This is a genomic window from Shewanella marisflavi (genome assembly GCF_023283925.1).
Lineage (GTDB): Bacteria > Pseudomonadota > Gammaproteobacteria > Enterobacterales > Shewanellaceae > Shewanella > Shewanella marisflavi.
In genome coordinates, this window is the sequence record NZ_JAKIKX010000014.1 from 36876 (window position 1) to 55140 (window position 18265).

At 54.1% G+C, this 18265-nt stretch carries 15 protein-coding genes; 9 read left to right on the forward strand and 6 right to left on the reverse strand.

The annotated features are described in order from the left end of the window. Positions 1 to 38 precede the first annotated feature (38 nt). The 4 genes from hutC (at position 39) to L2712_RS18430 (ending at position 4717) form a co-directional block, all read left to right on the forward strand. Complete coding sequence (hutC, locus tag L2712_RS18415) at positions 39 to 746, forward strand: histidine utilization transcriptional repressor HutC (RefSeq protein ID WP_033540474.1); 708 nt, start codon at positions 39 to 41, stop codon at positions 744 to 746. Between the two features lie 124 nt (positions 747 to 870). Beyond that, positions 871 to 2541, forward strand: a complete 1671-nt coding sequence (hutU, locus tag L2712_RS18420; protein WP_033540473.1) for a urocanate hydratase — start codon at positions 871 to 873, stop codon at positions 2539 to 2541. A gap of 24 nt (positions 2542 to 2565) precedes the next feature. After that, positions 2566 to 4098: a histidine ammonia-lyase gene (gene hutH, locus L2712_RS18425; protein ID WP_088905787.1), complete on the forward strand. Its 1533-nt coding sequence runs from the start codon at positions 2566 to 2568 to the stop codon at positions 4096 to 4098. 148 nt (positions 4099 to 4246) lie between these two features. After that, positions 4247 to 4717: a PaaI family thioesterase gene (locus tag L2712_RS18430; protein ID WP_248978645.1), complete on the forward strand. Its 471-nt coding sequence runs from the start codon at positions 4247 to 4249 to the stop codon at positions 4715 to 4717. A 56-nt stretch (positions 4718 to 4773) separates the two neighbouring features. Here L2712_RS18430 and L2712_RS18435 read toward each other — a convergent pair whose 3' ends face one another. Beyond that, on the reverse strand, positions 4774 to 5481 hold the full coding sequence (locus L2712_RS18435; RefSeq protein ID WP_248978646.1) for a DUF3157 family protein: 708 nt from the start codon (positions 5479 to 5481) through the stop codon (positions 4774 to 4776). A gap of 93 nt (positions 5482 to 5574) precedes the next feature. Next, positions 5575 to 6108 carry a TonB-dependent receptor gene (locus tag L2712_RS18440; RefSeq protein WP_248978647.1) on the reverse strand — a complete coding sequence of 178 codons (534 nt, stop codon included), beginning with the start codon at positions 6106 to 6108 and terminating at the stop codon, positions 5575 to 5577. A 184-nt stretch (positions 6109 to 6292) separates the two neighbouring features. Between L2712_RS18440 and L2712_RS18445 the strand changes: the two genes are divergently transcribed. Continuing rightward, positions 6293 to 7549, forward strand: a complete 1257-nt coding sequence (locus L2712_RS18445) for a mechanosensitive ion channel family protein (protein WP_248978648.1) — start codon at positions 6293 to 6295, stop codon at positions 7547 to 7549. A 41-nt stretch (positions 7550 to 7590) separates the two neighbouring features. Here the strand turns inward: L2712_RS18445 and L2712_RS18450 are convergent, their stop codons facing one another. Together L2712_RS18450 and L2712_RS18455 are read right to left on the reverse strand one after the other, a co-directional pair. Next, complete coding sequence (locus tag L2712_RS18450; protein WP_088905783.1) at positions 7591 to 8214, reverse strand: LysE family translocator; 624 nt, start codon at positions 8212 to 8214, stop codon at positions 7591 to 7593. Between the two features lie 78 nt (positions 8215 to 8292). Further along, the gene (locus tag L2712_RS18455) at positions 8293 to 8844 is read right to left on the reverse strand and encodes a lysophospholipid acyltransferase family protein (RefSeq protein ID WP_033540466.1); all 552 of its coding nucleotides are present in this window, start codon (positions 8842 to 8844) and stop codon (positions 8293 to 8295) included. 113 nt (positions 8845 to 8957) lie between these two features. Between L2712_RS18455 and L2712_RS18460 the strand changes: the two genes are divergently transcribed. After that, the gene (locus tag L2712_RS18460) at positions 8958 to 9380 is read left to right on the forward strand and encodes a YybH family protein (protein ID WP_248978649.1); all 423 of its coding nucleotides are present in this window, start codon (positions 8958 to 8960) and stop codon (positions 9378 to 9380) included. Here the strand turns inward: L2712_RS18460 and L2712_RS18465 are convergent. Beyond that, complete coding sequence (locus tag L2712_RS18465; protein WP_248978650.1) at positions 9377 to 10183, reverse strand: NRDE family protein; 807 nt, start codon at positions 10181 to 10183, stop codon at positions 9377 to 9379. The genes L2712_RS18460 and L2712_RS18465 overlap by 4 nt on opposite strands. Before the next feature lie 62 nt (positions 10184 to 10245). Beyond that, positions 10246 to 11817 (reverse strand): ZIP family metal transporter, encoded by a 1572-nt coding sequence (locus tag L2712_RS18470; RefSeq protein WP_248978651.1) that lies wholly within the window; start codon positions 11815 to 11817, stop codon positions 10246 to 10248. A gap of 227 nt (positions 11818 to 12044) precedes the next feature. Between L2712_RS18470 and L2712_RS18475 the strand changes: the two genes are divergently transcribed. The 3 genes from L2712_RS18475 (at position 12045) to L2712_RS18485 (ending at position 18250) form a co-directional block, all read left to right on the forward strand. Beyond that, complete coding sequence (locus L2712_RS18475; RefSeq protein WP_033540462.1) at positions 12045 to 12638, forward strand: YhgN family NAAT transporter; 594 nt, start codon at positions 12045 to 12047, stop codon at positions 12636 to 12638. A gap of 212 nt (positions 12639 to 12850) precedes the next feature. Then, positions 12851 to 15076, forward strand: coding sequence for an MGH1-like glycoside hydrolase domain-containing protein (locus L2712_RS18480; RefSeq protein WP_248978652.1), 2226 nt, complete (start codon positions 12851 to 12853; stop codon positions 15074 to 15076). Positions 15077 to 15397: 321 nt separating this feature from the next. After that, positions 15398 to 18250: an immune inhibitor A domain-containing protein gene (locus L2712_RS18485; protein WP_248978653.1), complete on the forward strand. Its 2853-nt coding sequence runs from the start codon at positions 15398 to 15400 to the stop codon at positions 18248 to 18250. Positions 18251 to 18265 lie beyond the last annotated feature (15 nt).

Sequence of the window (18265 nt, forward strand, 5' to 3'; positions counted from 1 at the left end):
GGAGCAATAGCTACCCGGCAAGCCCACAAGGAGCAGAGATGGCGACGCCCAAGTTTGCCGAGATCAAACAGTTTATCTTGACTAAGGTGGAGTCCGGCGAGTGGCAGCAGCATAGCCGAGTGCCATCGGAGAACCAGTTGGCCGAGCTGTTTACCTGTAGCCGCATGACGGCGCGGCGTGCCCTGACTGAGCTGACCGAGTCTGGCGTGCTCGAGCGCTCCCAAGGACTGGGCACCTTCGTGGCTGGGCTCAAGTCGCAATCTTCCATGATGGCGATCCGTAATATCGCCGACGAGATCAAGGACAGGGGCCATGGTTACAGCGTGGAGCAGCTTGAGTTGACCCTAACCCAGGCTACGGCGCCGATTGCTATCGCTTTGGGGCTCGAGGAGGGCAGCGAGGTGTTCTACTCGGTATTGGTGCACTGTGAGCAGGGGACGCCGCTGCAACTGGAAGAACGTTTCGTTAATCCGCAGTTGGTACCCGACTATCTGGCCCAGGACTTTAGCCTGCAGACGCCCCACGAATATCTCTCCTTTGTGGCACCGCTCACCGAGGCGCGCCACACCATAGAGGCCGTGGTGGCCGACGACATCCAGCGCGAGCGATTGCAGATAACCCAAAGCGAGCCTTGCCTGCAGATCCTGCGTCGTACCTGGTCCCGTCAGGGGGTGGTGAGTTTTGCTCGCCTGTTGCATCCAGGCAGCCGTTTCCGCCTCGGCGGTCACCTGACCTTTAACCGTTAAAGCGATAACCCTATTTGGGAACGGCCTGTTTCCCTAAGCAGTATTTAAGACTGTCACAGGTAATGAGTTACTGAATAAAGATAAAAATAATGTCATCAAGACAGCACAAATGAGGTAAGCAAGAATGGATAAGAGACACGACCCTAGCCGTCGCATTATCGCGCCACATGGCACTACGCTGAGCTGTAAGAGCTGGCTCACCGAGGCGCCGATGCGCATGCTGATGAACAACCTGCACCCAGATGTGGCCGAGCGCCCGGAAGACCTAGTGGTCTACGGCGGTATCGGCCGTGCGGCGCGTGACTGGCAGTGCTATGACAAGATTATCGAGGTGCTACAGCGCCTAGAAGAAGACGAGACCTTACTGGTGCAATCGGGCAAGCCTGTGGGCGTGTTCAAGACCCACAGCAATGCGCCACGCGTCATCATCGCCAACTCTAACCTGGTGCCACACTGGGCCAACTGGGAACACTTCAACGAGCTGGATAAGAAGGGCCTGGCCATGTATGGCCAGATGACAGCGGGTTCTTGGATCTACATCGGCTCTCAGGGAATCGTCCAGGGCACCTACGAGACCTTCGTGGCCATGGCCAAGCAGCACTTTGGCGGTGACGCCAGCGGCAAGTGGATCCTCACCGGCGGCCTGGGTGGCATGGGTGGCGCTCAGCCACTGGCCGGCACCATGGCGGGCTACTCTGTACTGGCCTGTGAGGTGGACGAGACCCGCATCGACTTCCGTCTGCGTACCCGTTATGTGGATAAGAAGGCCACTAGCCTGGATGAGGCGCTGGCGATGATCGACGAAGCCAACAAGAGCGGCAAGCCTGTGTCTGTCGGCCTGCTCGCCAACGCCGCCGACGTTTTCGCCGAGTTAGTTGAGCGTGGTGTTACGCCAGATGTGGTGACCGACCAGACCTCGGCCCACGACCCGCTAAATGGCTATCTGCCACAGGGCTGGACTTTAGAATACGCCGCCGAGATGCGAAAGAAAGATGAGGCGGCCGTGGTCAAGGCGGCCAAGCAGTCGATGGCTGTGCAGGTGAAAGCCATGCTGGCCCTGCAGGCGGCGGGCGCGGCCACCACAGATTATGGTAACAACATTCGCCAGATGGCGTTTGATGAGGGCGTGGAAAATGCCTTCGATTTCCCGGGCTTTGTGCCAGCCTATGTGCGTCCTCTCTTCTGCGAAGGCATAGGTCCCTTCCGCTGGGCGGCGCTCTCAGGCGATCCCGAAGATATCTACAAGACAGATGCCAAGGTGAAGGAGCTGATCCCAGACAACCCGCATCTGCACAACTGGCTGGATATGGCGCGCGAGCGCATCGCCTTCCAGGGGCTGCCTGCACGTATCTGCTGGGTCGGCCTGAAAGACAGGGCGCGTCTGGCGAAGGCCTTCAACGAGATGGTGAAAAACGGCGAGCTGTCGGCGCCTATCGTGATCGGCCGTGACCATCTGGATTCTGGCTCTGTGGCCAGTCCTAACCGTGAGACAGAGTCTATGTTGGACGGCTCAGATGCAGTATCGGATTGGCCGTTGATGAACGCTCTGCTTAACACAGCAAGCGGCGCGACCTGGGTGTCTCTGCACCATGGCGGCGGCGTCGGCATGGGCTTCAGTCAGCACTCGGGTGTGGTGATTGTTGCCGATGGTACCGATGAGGCCGAGGCGCGTCTGGGCCGTGTGCTGTGGAATGACCCAGCCACGGGCGTGATGCGTCATGCGGATGCGGGCTATGAGATCGCTAAGCAGTGTGCCAAGGAGCAGGGCCTAGATCTGCCTATGCTCAACCGATAAGAATAATAACAAGAGGTTGTAACAATGAGTCATTTAGTATTAAAGCCAGGCACCTTAAGCCTGGCGCAGCTAAGAGCCATCAGTCGTGGCAAGGTGAGTCTGGAGCTGTGTGAGAGCGCAGTAGCAGACATCAATACCAGCGCCGGCCTGGTACAGAAGGTGATCGACGAAGGCCGTACCGTCTATGGCATTAACACTGGCTTTGGTCTGCTGGCCAACACTAAGATTGGCGAGCAGGACCTGCAGTTGCTGCAGCGCTCTATCGTGTTGTCTCATGCCGCCGGTACCGGTCAGTATATGCAAGATGCCACAGTGCGTCTGATGATGGTGCTGAAGATCAACTCTCTGAGCCGCGGTTTCTCAGGCATTCGTCTCGAGGTGATCAACTTCCTGATCGCCCTGGTGAACGCCGAAGTTTACCCCTGCGTGCCCGAGAAAGGGTCGGTAGGCGCCTCAGGCGACCTGGCACCGCTGTCACACATGTGTCTGCCGATGCTGGGCGAAGGTGAGATGAGCTACAAGGGACAGCTTATCTCGGCCGCCGAAGGCCTTAAGATCGCTGGTCTTAAGCCCATTGAACTGGCGGCGAAGGAAGGTCTGGCGCTGCTTAATGGCACTCAGGCTTCTACCGCACTGGCGCTGGAAGGTCTGTTTAACGCCGAAGATCTGTTTGCGGCCAGCTCGGTGATTGGCGCCATGAGCGTCGAGGCCGCCATGGGCAGCCGTAGCCCGTTCGACCCACGCATTCATGCTGCGCGTGGTCAGAAGGGACAGATCGACTCTGCCGCCGTGTTCCGTCACTTGTTGGGTGAAGAGTCGGAGATTAGCTTAGATCATGTGAACTGTGAGAAGGTGCAAGATCCTTACTCGCTGCGCTGTCAGCCACAGGTATTAGGCGCTTGTCTAACTCAGATCCGTCACGCTGCCGAAGTGCTGGCCACCGAGGCTAACGGCGTAACCGATAACCCATTGGTGTTCCAGGATACCGGCGATATCATCTCGGGCGGTAACTTCCACGCAGAGCCTGTGGCCATGGCGGCGGATAACCTGGCGATTGCCATTGCCGAGCTGGGCTCGATTGCCGAACGTCGTATCGCCTTGTTGATCGACTCTAACCTCTCTAAGCTGCCACCATTTTTGGTGGAAAATGGCGGGGTGAATTCAGGCTTTATGATTGCGCAGGTGACGGCGGCGGCCCTGGCCTCTGAAAACAAGACCTATGCACACCCTGCCTCGGTTGACAGTCTGCCAACTTCCGCTAACCAGGAAGATCACGTCTCTATGGCGACCTTCGCGGCGCGCCGTCTGCGTGATATGTCGGAAAACACCCGTGGCGTACTGGCAGTTGAATTGCTGGCGGCGGCTCAGGGCTTGGATTTCCGCGCACCGCTGCAACCAGCGACCGCTGTGGCTCAGGCTAAGGCCGAGCTGCGTGAGGTGGTAGCTTATTATGACAAGGACAGATTCTTCGGTCCGGATATCGAGGCGGCTACCAAGCTGCTACTGAGCGCCAGCTATAATCGCTATCTGCCGGCAGGTATTCTGTCGAGTTTCTAGTGAACTAAGCTGCTTAAAAGGGGCCCACAGGGCCCTTTTTTATTGGATGGCGTACCGGCATAGTGACAAGTGATTAGTGCTTAAGTCTGTGTTGCCATGGTGGTGCTATCCCGTTAGCGTAGAAGGCCAATTTGTCGAGGAGTTTACTATGCAGGGAATCGCTTTTCAGGATGCTTATCCAGATGACTTAAGCCATTGTTACGGCTGTGGTCGCAACAATGAACGTGGTCATCAGCTTAAGAGTTACTGGCGCGGTGAGCAGACCATAGCTCATTTTACCCCCGAGCCCTTTCACACGGCGATCCCAGGATTTGTTTATGGTGGCCTGATCGCCTCATTGATCGATTGTCATGGTACCGGCAGTGCCAGCGCGGCCGCACAAAGGGCGCTTGAGCTAGCGGGTGAGCGCTTAGATGAGCCGCCCAGATTTGTCACCGCCGCCCTTAACATAGACTATCTGGCGCCGACCCCTATGGGGGTGGAACTTGAGCTTGTCGGTGAGATCACAGAGGTGAAGCCTCGCAAGGTGGTGGTGGAGATTACCCTGTCGGCTGAGGGCAAGGTGTGTGCTCGAGGGCATATGGTGGCGGTCAGGATGCCTGAGACAATGGCTTTATAGATCCTATAAAAAACAGGCCGCCAGGGCCTGTTTTGTTATGCTTTAATGGCGTTGAGTTAGCGCGAACTCATATCCACAATTTTCAGCGTCATCAGCTCCTTGCTCCACTGGGCCTTGTCGATGCCTTCAATCCATAAGGTTTCGCTGTTGCGGGTCTGGCCCTTACGCAAATAGGTTTCGGGTACACGGAAGATAGCCTGCCAGACGTTGGCTGTCTCTGTCTTAATCAGCTCGCCAGAGTCGGCAAACAGGCTGATCTCGAGCTCGATAATCACATAGTTCTCTTCGCTGTTGCTGCTGAGCTCGAAATCCAGACCCAGACGGCCTTTGTTGTCCCACTGGCTCTTGAGATAACTTACCTTGGCGCCTCCCTTGGCGGTGGATCTCAGTAGGTTGGCGTGATCCATGGCCGTTGCCGTCATGGCGTTGCCCACGACCGGGCCGCTGGCGATCACTACCGGCTGCACCTTGGCCGCCTGGACGACAGGCTGACTGACCTGTTCAGTCGATGTTTGTATCTGATTTTCTGTATTAGTTGTTGTATTTGCTTGAGTTTCGACGGTTTCGCTCTTAGCTGTCTGATCCTCTGTCACTTGTGGCGTCAAGAACACATATTCCCAGGTGAAGTCAGAATTGAGTCTGACGGTAGCGCCATTTTCCAGGGTGATGAGTGCGACGGCATCGTCAGCCTTATCGGCTGCAAAGGCGGGCGCCATCAAGAGGAAGAGGGCCGTGATGGCACAGCTTTGTAGTGCTTTATACATTGAATTTAACCAGTTTTAGCGGTTTGTCTGTGGCCTCTAGCATAGTCAAACTCGCGGTAAATTCCTATATGCCTGGGTCGCGATTAGCGGATTTTAGTTGCTGTATCCCAGGCTAAAGAGTGCTGACTCGCTGGCGGAGTCATAGCCCAGGCCGAGCACCATATGTCGACCGAGTTGAAAACGTATGCCGAGTTCACCGCCCCATTGGGTATCCCTCTCAGTTTCCCAGATGGGTTTTCCACCGACAATTCGCGGCGAGATATTGCTGGTGCGGGAATACTCATAGGTATAGGCACTGGCCCCGCCATAGAGGCTGAGACTGTCGGTGAGCCAATAGCTGACGCCGAAACGCCAAAGCTTTTCCTGGGTATAGGCTTCTTTTGGGGCCTCAAGCTGAATATCTTCTTTCTGGCTCATGGCATAGCCCATGTAGTAACCCCAGTCGGCATAATTGCTGTCATAATGACTGGGCGCGATGGTGATACCATAGAGTGCCGAGTCTGCGGCGATATAATCCAGTGTGATGGCCGTCTTAGGGGCCGGGGCGGAAATGTCATCCTGGTATGTGGCGGCCAGCAATGGCGGTGTGATACTCAGTAGGACACAGGTGAGCAGTGGCTTTAACATCAAGGTCTCCATTTTCTTGGGAAAATGGATTGTTGTGAATCTTTATATTACAGTCAATAAAATAGAGTAAAAAAGCTTTTAAAATAAGCAGTTGTGTTACTATTGTTGGTGCGCTGAAATGGACTTGTTATGCGGGCATTATCGGCTGTGACGCCTTAAGTGAATTTACAAGGGAGAGAGTATTTTGGATCAAGAATTACGCGCGCAGGTTTCCCACTGGCTGACTCAAATGGGGATAAATAGTCCGGCTGGCAATGTGTCGACAGGCGTTATGGTCTTTGCCTGCTTGTTGATCGCCTTAATTGGCTACCTGGTGGTGAAACGGGGTGTCGTGAGCACCATGAATATGGTGATCCAGCGCTCTAGGGTGCGTTGGGATGATATCTTCATGAAGCATGGCGTGCTGGAGAAGCTGGCTAAGCTGGTGCCTGCCCTGATTCTTAATATTTTACTGCCGCTAGCATTGGTGGAACATCCGCTGCTTAGCAGCTTGGCCGATAGATTGCTGGATGTGGCCATCGTAGTGCTGTTTGTGCGCGCCGTTTTTAGCATGTTGGACGCAGGTAATGAGATTGCCGATATCAACTTGATTAGCCGTCGTCTGCCGATCAAGAGTTTTGTGCAGCTGCTTAAGCTGTTTATGTTCTTCGTTGCCATCATCATCTCGATTTCCGTGCTGGCTGAGCAGTCGCCGGTCTATTTCCTCAGCGGCCTGGGTGTTGCCACAGGTTTGGTGATGTTGGTGTTTAAAGACACCATCTTAGGCTTCGTGGCCGGTATCCAGCTGGCGGCCAATCGCATGGTCAGTCCCGGCGACTGGATCCAGATGGATAAGTACGGCGCCGACGGTGCGGTGGAAGAGGTCTCCCTGACCACGGTTAAGGTGCAGAACTGGGACAAGACCATCACAATGATCCCGGCCTATGCCTTGGTGTCTGACGCCTTTAAGAACTGGCGCGGTATGTCGGAGTCGGGCGGCAGACGCATCAAGCGAGCGGTGAATATCGATATAGACTCTATTGCTTTTCTTAACGAAGAGCAGCTTAAGCGCCTGGGGAAAATCAACCTACTCAAGGATTATCTGGCGCGCAAACAGGCGGATATTGCCGAGTTTAACGCTAATATTCAAGACGGTGACATGCCGGTGAACAGCCGTCATCTGACTAATGTCGGTACCTTCAGGGCCTATCTGCTGGAATATATGCGCAAACATCCTAAGGTGCATCAGGATATGACCCTGCTGGTGCGTCAGTTGGCGCCAACCACTGAGGGGCTACCGATAGAGATTTATATCTTCACTAACGATACCCGCTGGGCGGTTTACGAAGATATTCAGGCGGATATCTTCGATCATATCTACGCGATATTGCCGCAATTTAATCTGCGGGCCTTCCAGGCACCAACGGGTGCCGACGTGCGGAGCCTTAAGGGAGCCGTCTGATTCGGTACCTCTGTTTGCCCAATCCAGTTGACCAGGGCTGGTTAGTCTCGGGTGACGAGTATGGCGGCCAGAGTAAGAAATACGCCGCCACTGGTGCGGTCGAACCAATGCAGACGGTTGCTGGCTCTGAGTTTAGGGGCCAGCACATTGGCCATGCTGGCGTAGATCATTACAAAGCTGAAATCCACCAGGGCCCAGGTGAGCGCGAGTATGGCGAGCTGTGGCCCCTGGGGCGCCGTGATATCGATAAACTGTGGAAACAGGGCACCAAAGAAGAGCAGATCTTTGGGGTTGCTGATCCCCACTAAAAAAGCCTGTTTGAACATCTGTTTAGGTGAGCCTTTCCCCTTAATGTGCTGTAAGTCCAGCCCCTGAGCGCTGGCCTTGGTCATTATCAGTTTGATTCCCAAATAGATAAGGTAGGCGGCGCCGCAATATTTCAGCAGGGTAAAGCCATATTCGGTCGCGCTTAGCAGGGCACCTAGCCCAGCGGCGGAGGCAAACATCAGTAGTAGCGCCGAGCTGACGCTGCCCATTGCTGTGGCCAGGCTACGTACCTTGCCGAAATGGATGCCGTGGCTCATCGACAATACCGCCATGGTGCCGGGAGAGATGGCAATCAGCAAGATTGCTGCCAAGTAGAGTAGCCAGGTATCTAAGTTCATCTAAAAATTGTATACAAAACAGCAGGTGGCCGCACTATAACCAGTGCGGCCCGATTTGGCAATCGAGCCTGGACGAACTTAGGCGTGATACTCGGGGATAGTCTTAGGGTGGCAGCCCTTGATGGTGCGGTAAAAGTCGAGAATTTGTGTCATCTCCTTATCGATATCGCCAGTGACGTTTATCGCCTCGGGGATCACCACTCGCTTACCCTCGAAGTCCAGCGCTACAGTGACTATGGGCACCTGGGCCTTGGTGGCGATATGGTAAAAGCCTGTCTTCCAGCGGGTCACCGGGCTGCGGGTGCCTTCTGGGGCCAGAGCCAGCTTGAAATGGGGATCTTGCTGAAACAGTTGGGCCACGGCATCGACCAGATTATTGTTTTTACGCCTATCGACAGGTGTCCCGCCTATGGCCTTGAAGAACCAGCCCCAAGGGGGAATAAACAATTGATGCTTGCCGAGGAAGTGAATTTTTTGCGCCAAAGCCCCTCTGGCGAGTACCCCGATAATAAAGTCCCAGTTGCTGGTATGAGGGCCTACGATAGTAATATATTGGTCAGCCTTGGGAAGGCTGCCATCTATGGTCCAGCCACTGAGTTTTAGGATCGTTTTACACAAGGTTTGAAACATAAATTAGGCTCATTTGATAAGGTCCATTAAGGCATTTTTATAGAGAAGATAATGCCTTACCTAGCTTTTAATATATACTAAACGGGCCCTGATGCCTCCCTCTGGAGAAGATGATGAACAAAAATGGATGGATTTTACTGCTCTTGCTACTCGGACTCCCAGTGCAGGCAGTACCCACTGATGAGATTGCCAATATTTTGCGCAATCAAGAAGCTGCATGGAATCGCGGCGACCTGGATGCCTATATGCAAGGCTACTGGCAGAGCGATAAGATGCGTTTCGTCTCAGGCAATAAATTCCGCTATGGTTGGGCAGAGACCCTAGCCGCTTATAAGAAAAACTACCCCGATAAGGCGACCTTGGGGCAACTCACGTTCACCATAGAAGAGACCAAGATGCTCAGCAATTATGCCGCCATCGTCGTGGGGCGCTGGCAGCTGACCCGGGTGAAAGATAAGCCTAATGGGGTGTTTACCCTTTTGCTTGAGAAGATAGACGACAAGTGGGTGATTACCCACGACCACTCTTCTGATTAGATTGCGTTAGTGTATGCCGGGCGAGCCTCGTCCGGTTGATTCGCGGATACCTCAAACTTAAACACCTGCCTACCCAAGTTTCTGCCCTTACCATCGTACCTGACTTCGATAAATTCACACTTTCCCTGTTTGTCTCGTAGAAAGATTGAGGTAGAGCGGGTGCCATATTCTGGATGCTTAATATAGATGGCCGATAGCTGTCGCTCCCATTCCAGGGCGACACCGGTTTGAGGCAGATCTTCATCGGGCGCCTGACGCTCATCTGTCATGATGGTCAGTAGCGCCTCAATATTTATGGTTTCAGCCCGATTAACCTCCTGTTCCAAGGCTTGGGTGCCCTTGGCCATCTTGGGCCAGATGTCATCAAGCGCGCCATTACTGATGGCGTGAAAGCCCCGTGATAGTGGCTTAACCTGTTTGCTGACACTGTGGTAGCAGTAGAGCTCCAGATCCCTACCGAATAGCAGGTTGAAGGGGTTGTAGTGTTGGCTGTGCTCTTTAAGCCAGCCTGTGGTGATGGGGGCTGCGGGGGACAAGGCTTTGATCACTAAGTCGCCACGGCTATGGCGATTAGCCTCGTGCAGCTCGGGAGCGCGGATATTAGTGAGTGCGGCGATATCACCGCGGCGATTAACCCCTAGCCAGCTGCCGCCGGCCTCGAGATCTTTACCCGCCAGCAGTTGATTCTCGGGTGGCCAGAAGTGAGCCGGTTCTGTGGGTCTGTGATGAAATTCGTCTCGGTTGGCACAGAGGATCAAGGGATACTGGGGATGTACCTCTAGGGCGACGAAAAGTATGCACATAGGCGGTTCCAGATGGGGCTGTTGTGTTTAACTTAGCCCCCACCGGCGAGAAAAGCTATCTCTTAGTGATGGCCGTGCTCGTGTTTATGCTTAAGTGTCTCGTGGCTGTTAGCAGGCGCATGGCTGTGATCATGGCCCTTGGGCTTCCACAGCATGATGCGCGCCATAAACTTGCGTGGTCCCAGTCTTAACAGGCTGGCGGCAAAGAGTGCGGAGATCAAAGCCAGACTCACTTGGTTAACCGTTTCGCTAAGGCTGAGCAGCTGACTCCACTCTGGAATTAACCAGTGGGTGCCTAGTAGACAGAGACCAATCACCCCTGTCAGTGCCAGACGCTGGGTCCAGTCCATCAGCTTTAGCTGCGCCAGATTAAAGACTGGTGCCGCCAGCAGTACCAGCATCACGGCTTCCATACTCCAGCCGCTGTAGGCCAGGGTCAGGGCCAACACGGCGCCACCCAGGTTACAGAAGCGCATAGGCAGCAGAAGCAGCAACAAGACCCCAATTTGCACCCAAGGTGAAGAAAGGGGAACCGATGGGTGTCCAATCAGATTGGCAAGTACCAGGCTGAGCACTATCCAGGGGGCGCTGCGATCTACCAGATGGGCAAAGCCAAATCGCCAGGCCGAGCTTGGAAGTCCCTGATGGGGGTCAGTCGGTTCGACCCGGGTCAGGGTGAGTAAGATGCCGACCAAAGTCAGGCCGATCAGTTGGATCAGTGCCAGGCTTGGTCCTAACAAAAGTAGAGTGATCACTAAAGCCTCAGGCCCTGCCAGGCGTTGCAGCCAGCGTTGGCTGAGTCGTTTATGTTGCGGCGACAGGCCAAATTGATAGCGCAGCGCGGCCAGGCTGTAGCTGAGCAGCAGCACAGGGGCCAGCGTCAGCATCCACTCTACGAGTTGTTCGGTGGCATGGCTATGTTCATGGTGGTCGTGACCGCCTGAGTCGACCATAAGCAGAATAAAGAGTAGGGCGATGCCCAGTAGGCTGCCAATACCGGCCTGATATTCATACTTGCCCTGGCTGTCGCTGATGTTGTGGCCGTGGGGCTGATGCAGTACCACGTGCAAAATAGATCCAGTGACGAAGGATTGCAGATAGACGGTATTATCCAGGCTTAGCTGCGCTAATAACTGTTCGCCAGCGAAATAGCCAACGGCGGTAAGCAGCATCATGCCGGCCAAAACGATAGAGGCCCAACGTCCGCCCACCTGAGGCTTGAGTAACCACCAGATCGCCAGACCTACAGGTAGGCGATGCAGAATTACCCCCAGAGCCAGCAGGCTTGAGTTACCGTCTTGCTGAGCCAGCACCATGGCGCCGCCATCGGTAAGGGTGTGTAGCAGCAGGCCGCCGATACCCAGTGTCAACGTGAGGTTATGGGTGACTTCTGAGTAGCGGTGAAACAGACGCTCACTCAAGGTTGGGCCCCATAGGCCTATGATCACAAAGAGGATTGAGAGAAAGCCGCCGTGTTCCAGCAGCTCAGGCAGAATATGGATTAGCACCAGGCCGCCCAGAGACACGAAGATAAAACCATCTAAGCCTTTTTGCAGACCTGTCCCTGTCGTAAAGAAACGATAGAAGAGTGGGCCTAGCAGGAGTGCAATACAACTGGCGACGAGATAGTACATATAAGTGTTAACAAGGGAGCCTAGAAAGCCAGCTAGTATATCAGTCTTATGGCTGCCAATCGAACAAATAACCTGAGCATGTGATGAATTTACATCTCAGTTGGTAACAAGGATCGCGATAGCGGCGTAAAATGCTATAACGCGTGCAGTTTTTGTTGTCTTATCTACTGCTTAATATTGCCAATAAGTTATACAATATGGGTTCAACTTTTGACGAATATTGAGTTATGGATATCTTTTCTGCTGCGGTAATGTTGTTTTTGATCATGGATCCCTTGGGTAACTTACCCATTTTTGCCTCGATTCTTCGTCATATTGAGCCTAAGAAGCGGCGCAGAGTCTTGGTGAGGGAACTGATCTTTGCGCTGATCATCATGATGCTGTTCCTGTTTGCCGGTGAGGCGATTCTCAGCTTTCTAAACCTACGCACCGAATCGGTCAGTATTGCCGGCGGCATCATACTGTTTCTGATCGCGATTCGTATGATCTTCCCTCAGCCTGGTGGAGTGGTGGGCTTGGCAGCAGGTGAAGAGCCCTTTATTGTGCCTATGGCGATTCCGCTGATGGCGGGCCCGTCAGTGTTGGCGGCCTTGATTCTGCTGGCTCATACCGATAGTTCTCGCATGTTGGACTGGACTCTGGCCCTGTTGGCCGCTTGGGTGGCCAGCGCCGTGATCCTGCTCTTCTATAAGCTGTTTACTAAGCTTCTGGGTGAGAAGGGACTGACCGCAGTCGAGCGCTTGATGGGCATGGTGCTGGTGATGATCTCGGTGCAGATGTTCCTCGATGGCGTCGCTAATTATATCGAGCATACCAACTAAACTTTGCGTTACGCTTGCCTATAGCTTGGTTTGATTGACCCGAAGGCACAGCTTGTGCAAATACATTTTGGCCACCGTGTGTGGCCAAGCTGGAGACTCATACGCTTGCACAGGCGCAGTTAATTGCTCGTTCTCGTGCATTCCTATTTCTGGCTTTTTCATTCTCCTTGCATCTGAAGTAGGACTCTGGGATTATCTGGATATTGTATCCAATGATAAGGCTCATCATGTTGCGTCCCATCTATCTGCTTGGCGTGCTGCTCACTTTCACCCTTAGCATAACCGTTTGCTCATCGGTTACTGCATCTAGCCGTGATTATCGTGATCTGCTCAGCTATGCTGGCACGCCCAGCTCCATGGAACAGCGCGATCAGCAAGGCAATCTAACTATTCCTGCCGTTTATATGGATCAAGGTGCCTGGCACGGTTTTCACCTGCCAGATACACCCGCCTATTACGGTAGCTTTACCGGGCCGCTGTTTATTGCTCAAGAATATAGCCTGCACCTGAGCGACAGCTTGCAACGCTTGCAGCTGTTTTCCCTCGATTCGGGGGAGCGTATCGATCTGTCTCAGGCCAATAAGGTTGAGATCTATAGCGAGCCCTGGGGTCTGACCCAGCGCTTTGTGTTTGATCAATTTGAGCTAATCACCCGTCTGGACTATAGCGACAATCGCACCGCCATAGTTACCACCCATTTGCGTAACTTGAGTGATACTCCTCACTCATGGCAACTGAGCTGGTCGGGTAAGCCTTTCGAGAGTCACCCCAAGCTGAAGCAGTATCGTCCTATCGACAAGCGACTAGTGTCTGATGGCAGTGTCACCTGGCAGTTTACCCCTATAGATCAAACCTGGCAGATACAGCTCGATGATGCCAGCTACCAGCTGCTATTTGAGCAGGCGGTGGCTATCACTGCGGACGGCCAACAGGGCTATCGCGCCGACAGTGAGCCTGTAACCTTAACGCCAGGGGCGAGTGTGACGCTTCGCGCCGCTCACAGGTACTTTCATACAACGAACGAGGCTGAGCGTGCCGGTCCGTTAAACTGGATGACGGTGAGCGAGCGTCTGAGTGCTAATCAAGCAAGCTGGCAGAGGCGACTCGATAGCTTGATGTTGGGTGGCGACTTGGCGGCCAGGCGACTAGCTGCCAAGAGTATGGTCACTCTACTGCACAACTGGCGCAGTCCGGCGGGCGCCCTGTTGCATGACGCCGTCACCCCCTCGGTGACTTATAAGTGGTTCAACGGCGTCTGGGCCTGGGATAGCTGGAAACAGGCTGTGGCGCTGGCACAGTTTGATCCAGAGCTGGCCAAGTCGAACGTGCTGGCGATGTTCGACTATCAGTTTGATGAGCAAGACACGCTGCGCCCGCAAGATGCGGGTAACCTACCTGATGCTATCTTCTATAACGCTGAGGCTAGCCGCGGTGGCAAAGGGGGCAACTGGAATGAGCGTAACGGCAAGCCGCCGCTGGCAGCTTGGGCCGTGTGGCAGATCTATCTACAGAGCCAAGATAGGGATTTTGTCGCCAAGCTTTACCCCCAGCTAGTCGCCTATCATGAGTGGTGGTATCGCAATCGGGATCATAACCACAATGGGTTGGCGGAATATGGTGCTAATCGCCATCCTCGCCACGGTGAGCCGGGTAAGCCAGATAGAGAGGCAGTGATCGAGGCGGCGGCCTGGGAGTCTGGCATGGATAATGCCCCTCGCTTCGATATCAGTGATGAGCTTAAAGTGTTGGAAAATTATGATGATAAGGGACGACTACTTGGCTACTCAATCTCTCAGGAGTCGGTGGATCTTAACAGCTACCTGTATGCGGAGAAGGGCTATCTGGCGCAGATGGCTGAGTTGCAGGGATTTGATACCCAGGCGGCGACCTGGCGTCAGCAGGCTGAGCGGTTGGGCGGGCGGATCCGCAGCGAGTTTTTCGATGCTCAGAGCGGCTTTTTCTACGATAGACGTTTCCATGGAGAGCACTCTCGTCTGATGTTAACCGAGGGTAAAGGGGTCGAGGGCTGGCTGCCGCTGTGGGCGGGTGCCGCCAGCGAGGCTCAGGCGCAGCAAATGATCGCCACCCAGCTCAGCCAATCAAGTTTTGCGACTAAGGTGCCATTTCCCACCGTGAGCGCTGATAACCCGGCGTTTGCCCCGAAACGCTACTGGCGTGGCCCCGTTTGGTTGGATCAGGCGTTGTTTGGCCTGCAAGGGGTCTCCCGTTACGGTTATGATGAGTTGGCGCGGCGCCTCGCCATTCAATTGGTGAATCAGGCCGAAGGTGTGCTGACTCAGGCACCCATTAGGGAGAACTATGATCCCATCACGGGTGATGGCCTACATTGCACTAACTTCAGCTGGTCAGCCTCAGTGTTACTGCTCATCTATCGTAGCTGGTTAATTGAGGCGGAGAGTGATGATAAAGCTGAATAGTCGTCGCAGGTTCTGCTGTACTCTGCCATGATCTCTACCCCTTTAGAGGAAAATAGCATGTTTGCTCTACTCTATAGGGGAAAATACTGTTAATGTCTTGTGGTGGACCTTGGGTGTTGTTGTTACGTTTGCCGCAGAGCCAATGTTAACACCCAGCAGGCCGAATCAGCGGCCACTTAACTCATCGCGTGTTTAAGTTAGTGCCTATGGCGATGAGTTCGCTCCCTTCCCAAGTCCCCACTAAAATGATTAGAGATGGCTGTCAGCCTGAGGATCTCCAGCAGGGCTAAGCCCTGTCTGGGATAAAGGAATATATTAAGCATGAAGAGACAATGTTACCGTGTTGCGTTATCCGCATTGAGCCTTGCGCTGTTGTTAGTGGGTGCACAGGCCAATGCCGCGCCCCTCACCATGAAAGGGCTTGCCGATGCAGGCGTGATTAACGAACAGCAGATCCTCTACTGGTTGGTAAAGCGTGGTGAGCTGGAAGCCGATGCCAGTGAAGCTGAGAAGCGCGCCGCGGTTCAGGCCTATACCCAAAGAGCCAAGAGCTATCAGGAAAAAGGCGGTGTAGTGCAGGCCAAGCTTGAATCACAGCAGCGTCTGCGTGAGAAGGCGCAGCAAAAGACACGTGTGATCTCTTTTACCTCGCCGCAGGCGGATGCGGATGTCACCAAGACGGTCAAGGTGCTTGGCGTGTTGATCGACTTTCCCGATCTACCCCATGACAACAATCGCCTCACCGCCGTCGACACCCCTATGTATTACGTGAGTTATCCCGTGTCGCACTATCAGGATTTGATGTTCTCGACAACAGGCTTTACCGGGCCGCAAGGACAAAACTTGCTGACCGGGTATCAATATTATCAGGCGGAGTCCGGCGGCAGCTTTTACTTCACAGGTAAGGTTTATGGTTGGTATACCGCCAGCCAGAACGCCGCCTACTATGGTCAGAACGACTCTAATAACGGTGATGATGACATGGCGGTGCCTGAGCTGGTGAAAGAGGCTGTCACCCAGGCGCTGGCAGACATGACGCCAACTGAAATTGCGTCGTTCGACGTGGAGGATCCCTACGATCTCGACGGCGACGGCAACCTCAATGAAGCCGATGGCGATATCGACCATGTGATGCTGTTTCATTCCAGCATTGGCGAAGAGGCTGGTGGTGGCGTGCTGGGAGACGATGCCATCTGGTCTCACCGTTTCTATGTTTATGAGGGTGGTTCACCGGGTTACGAAATTCCGGGAACAGGTAAGAAGGTGTTTGGTTATACGGTGCAACCTATAGATGCTGCCGCAGGTGTGGTAGTGCACGAGTTTGGCCATGATCTTGGCCTGCCGGATGAATATGATACCAGTAACAGTGGCGACGGCTCGCCCGTCGGTTCCTGGTCTATCATGTCTGGTGGTAGCTGGACCGGCAGTATTCCTGGCAGTGAACCCGTGGGCTTTAGCCCTTATGCCCGCTCCTATCTGCAAAACAAGTACAAGGGTAAGTGGATAAATGAGACTCAGGTGGACCTAGCGTCTATCCCAGCTGGTGGCCAGGAAGTGCAGCTGGTCGAGGCGGTAAATGCCAATCAGGTTAACCAGATATCTATTCCCCTACCGGTAGACAATATTCCCTTTAAGCAGCCCTATGCCGGCAGCTATCAGTACTATTCGGGTCAGGGCCATCTGCTCAGCACTGCGGCCTCGTTTAGCCTGGATTTTCCGGCCAGTAGCAAGCTGACGCTAAAGATGAAGGCCCACTGGAGCATCGAGACAGATTACGACTATGTGCAGGTGAAGGTGGGTGATGTGCCGTTAGTGGGCAATCTCACTAAGGCGAGTAACAGCATCAATAATGCGAAAAATATTATCACGGGGAAATCTGCCGATGTGTCGGGCGCCGAAGGCAGCGATGCCTGGGTAGAATTGAGCTTTGACCTAAGTGCCTACGCAGGTAGCAGCGATCGCCAGATCAGTGTGGTCTATTTTACCGATGAGGCGGTGGGTGACTATGGCTTTGTATTCGATGAGCTGAAGCTGTTTGACGGTGATACTGTAGTGTATAGCGATGGCGCCGAAGAAGCGGGGGCTATGGCGTTAACCGGCGGCTTTGCCCGTATCGATAATACCCGCCCAGGTAAGCCACGTCGTTATCTGGTGCAGCTGCGCAGCTACAATGGCGTCGATGTGGGCTTGAAGAGCCATGTCTATGAGCCAGGGGTCTTGTTGTGGCTGGAGAACTTTAACGAGTCAGACAACAACTCCAGCAGCCATCCTGGTAGCGGCCTGATAGGTGTGGTCGATGCAGATCAGATGCTTATCGGCACCAATGGCACGGCGACTCAGATCCGTGACGCCACCTTTAGCCTATACAATCAATCCACCTTTTTTGGTGATACCCATCTGGCCGGCAATAGCCTGTTCGATGATAGCCAGGATTATAGTGCGCCGCTGAAACCGCAGTCGGGCATCATATTGCCTGAATTGGGACTGACTATGGAGGTCGTGACACAGAGTGAGGATTCGAGCAGTGCCAAAGTGCGCTTCGAGTATTCCGGTACTCAGGCTCCGCCGCCAGCCCCCGAGTCGCTCAGCGCCGCGATCACTACCTCACAGCAGGGGGCGAGTGTTAGCTTTAGTGCTAACGTGACCGGTGGTGACGGCAACTATCAGTATGCCTGGAACTTTGGTGTGAGTGGTGCCGCTAGTACAGCATCAGCGCCAACCTATGTATATCAGTCATCGGGCAGTTATCAGGTCACCCTGACGGTAACCGATGGTGCGGGTGAGTCGGTAACGGCTAACACGCAAGTGACCGTGGTGATCAAACCGTTGGCCGAATTTAGCTATCAGGCCAGCGACCTGACCGTGACCTTTAGTAATCTGTCTAGCCAAGGGGTTGGTACCCTAAGTTATCACTGGTCGTTTGGTGATGGACAGACGAGCACGGCCTCCTCGCCGACACACTCTTATAGTGCAGGTGGGGCTTACACTGTCATTCTGACGGTAAACGATGAGGCCAATAATCAGTCGAGTAAGAGCCTGACGTTGACCGTGACCGCTCCGGTAGTGCAGCCGCCCGTGGTTGAGCCAGAAGTTAAGCAGGACTCAGGTGGTGGTAGCCTTGGTTGGCTCAGCTTATCCCTGCTGATGCTGCTAGGTCTGCGGCGTCGAAGCTAAAGAAAAACGCCTCAT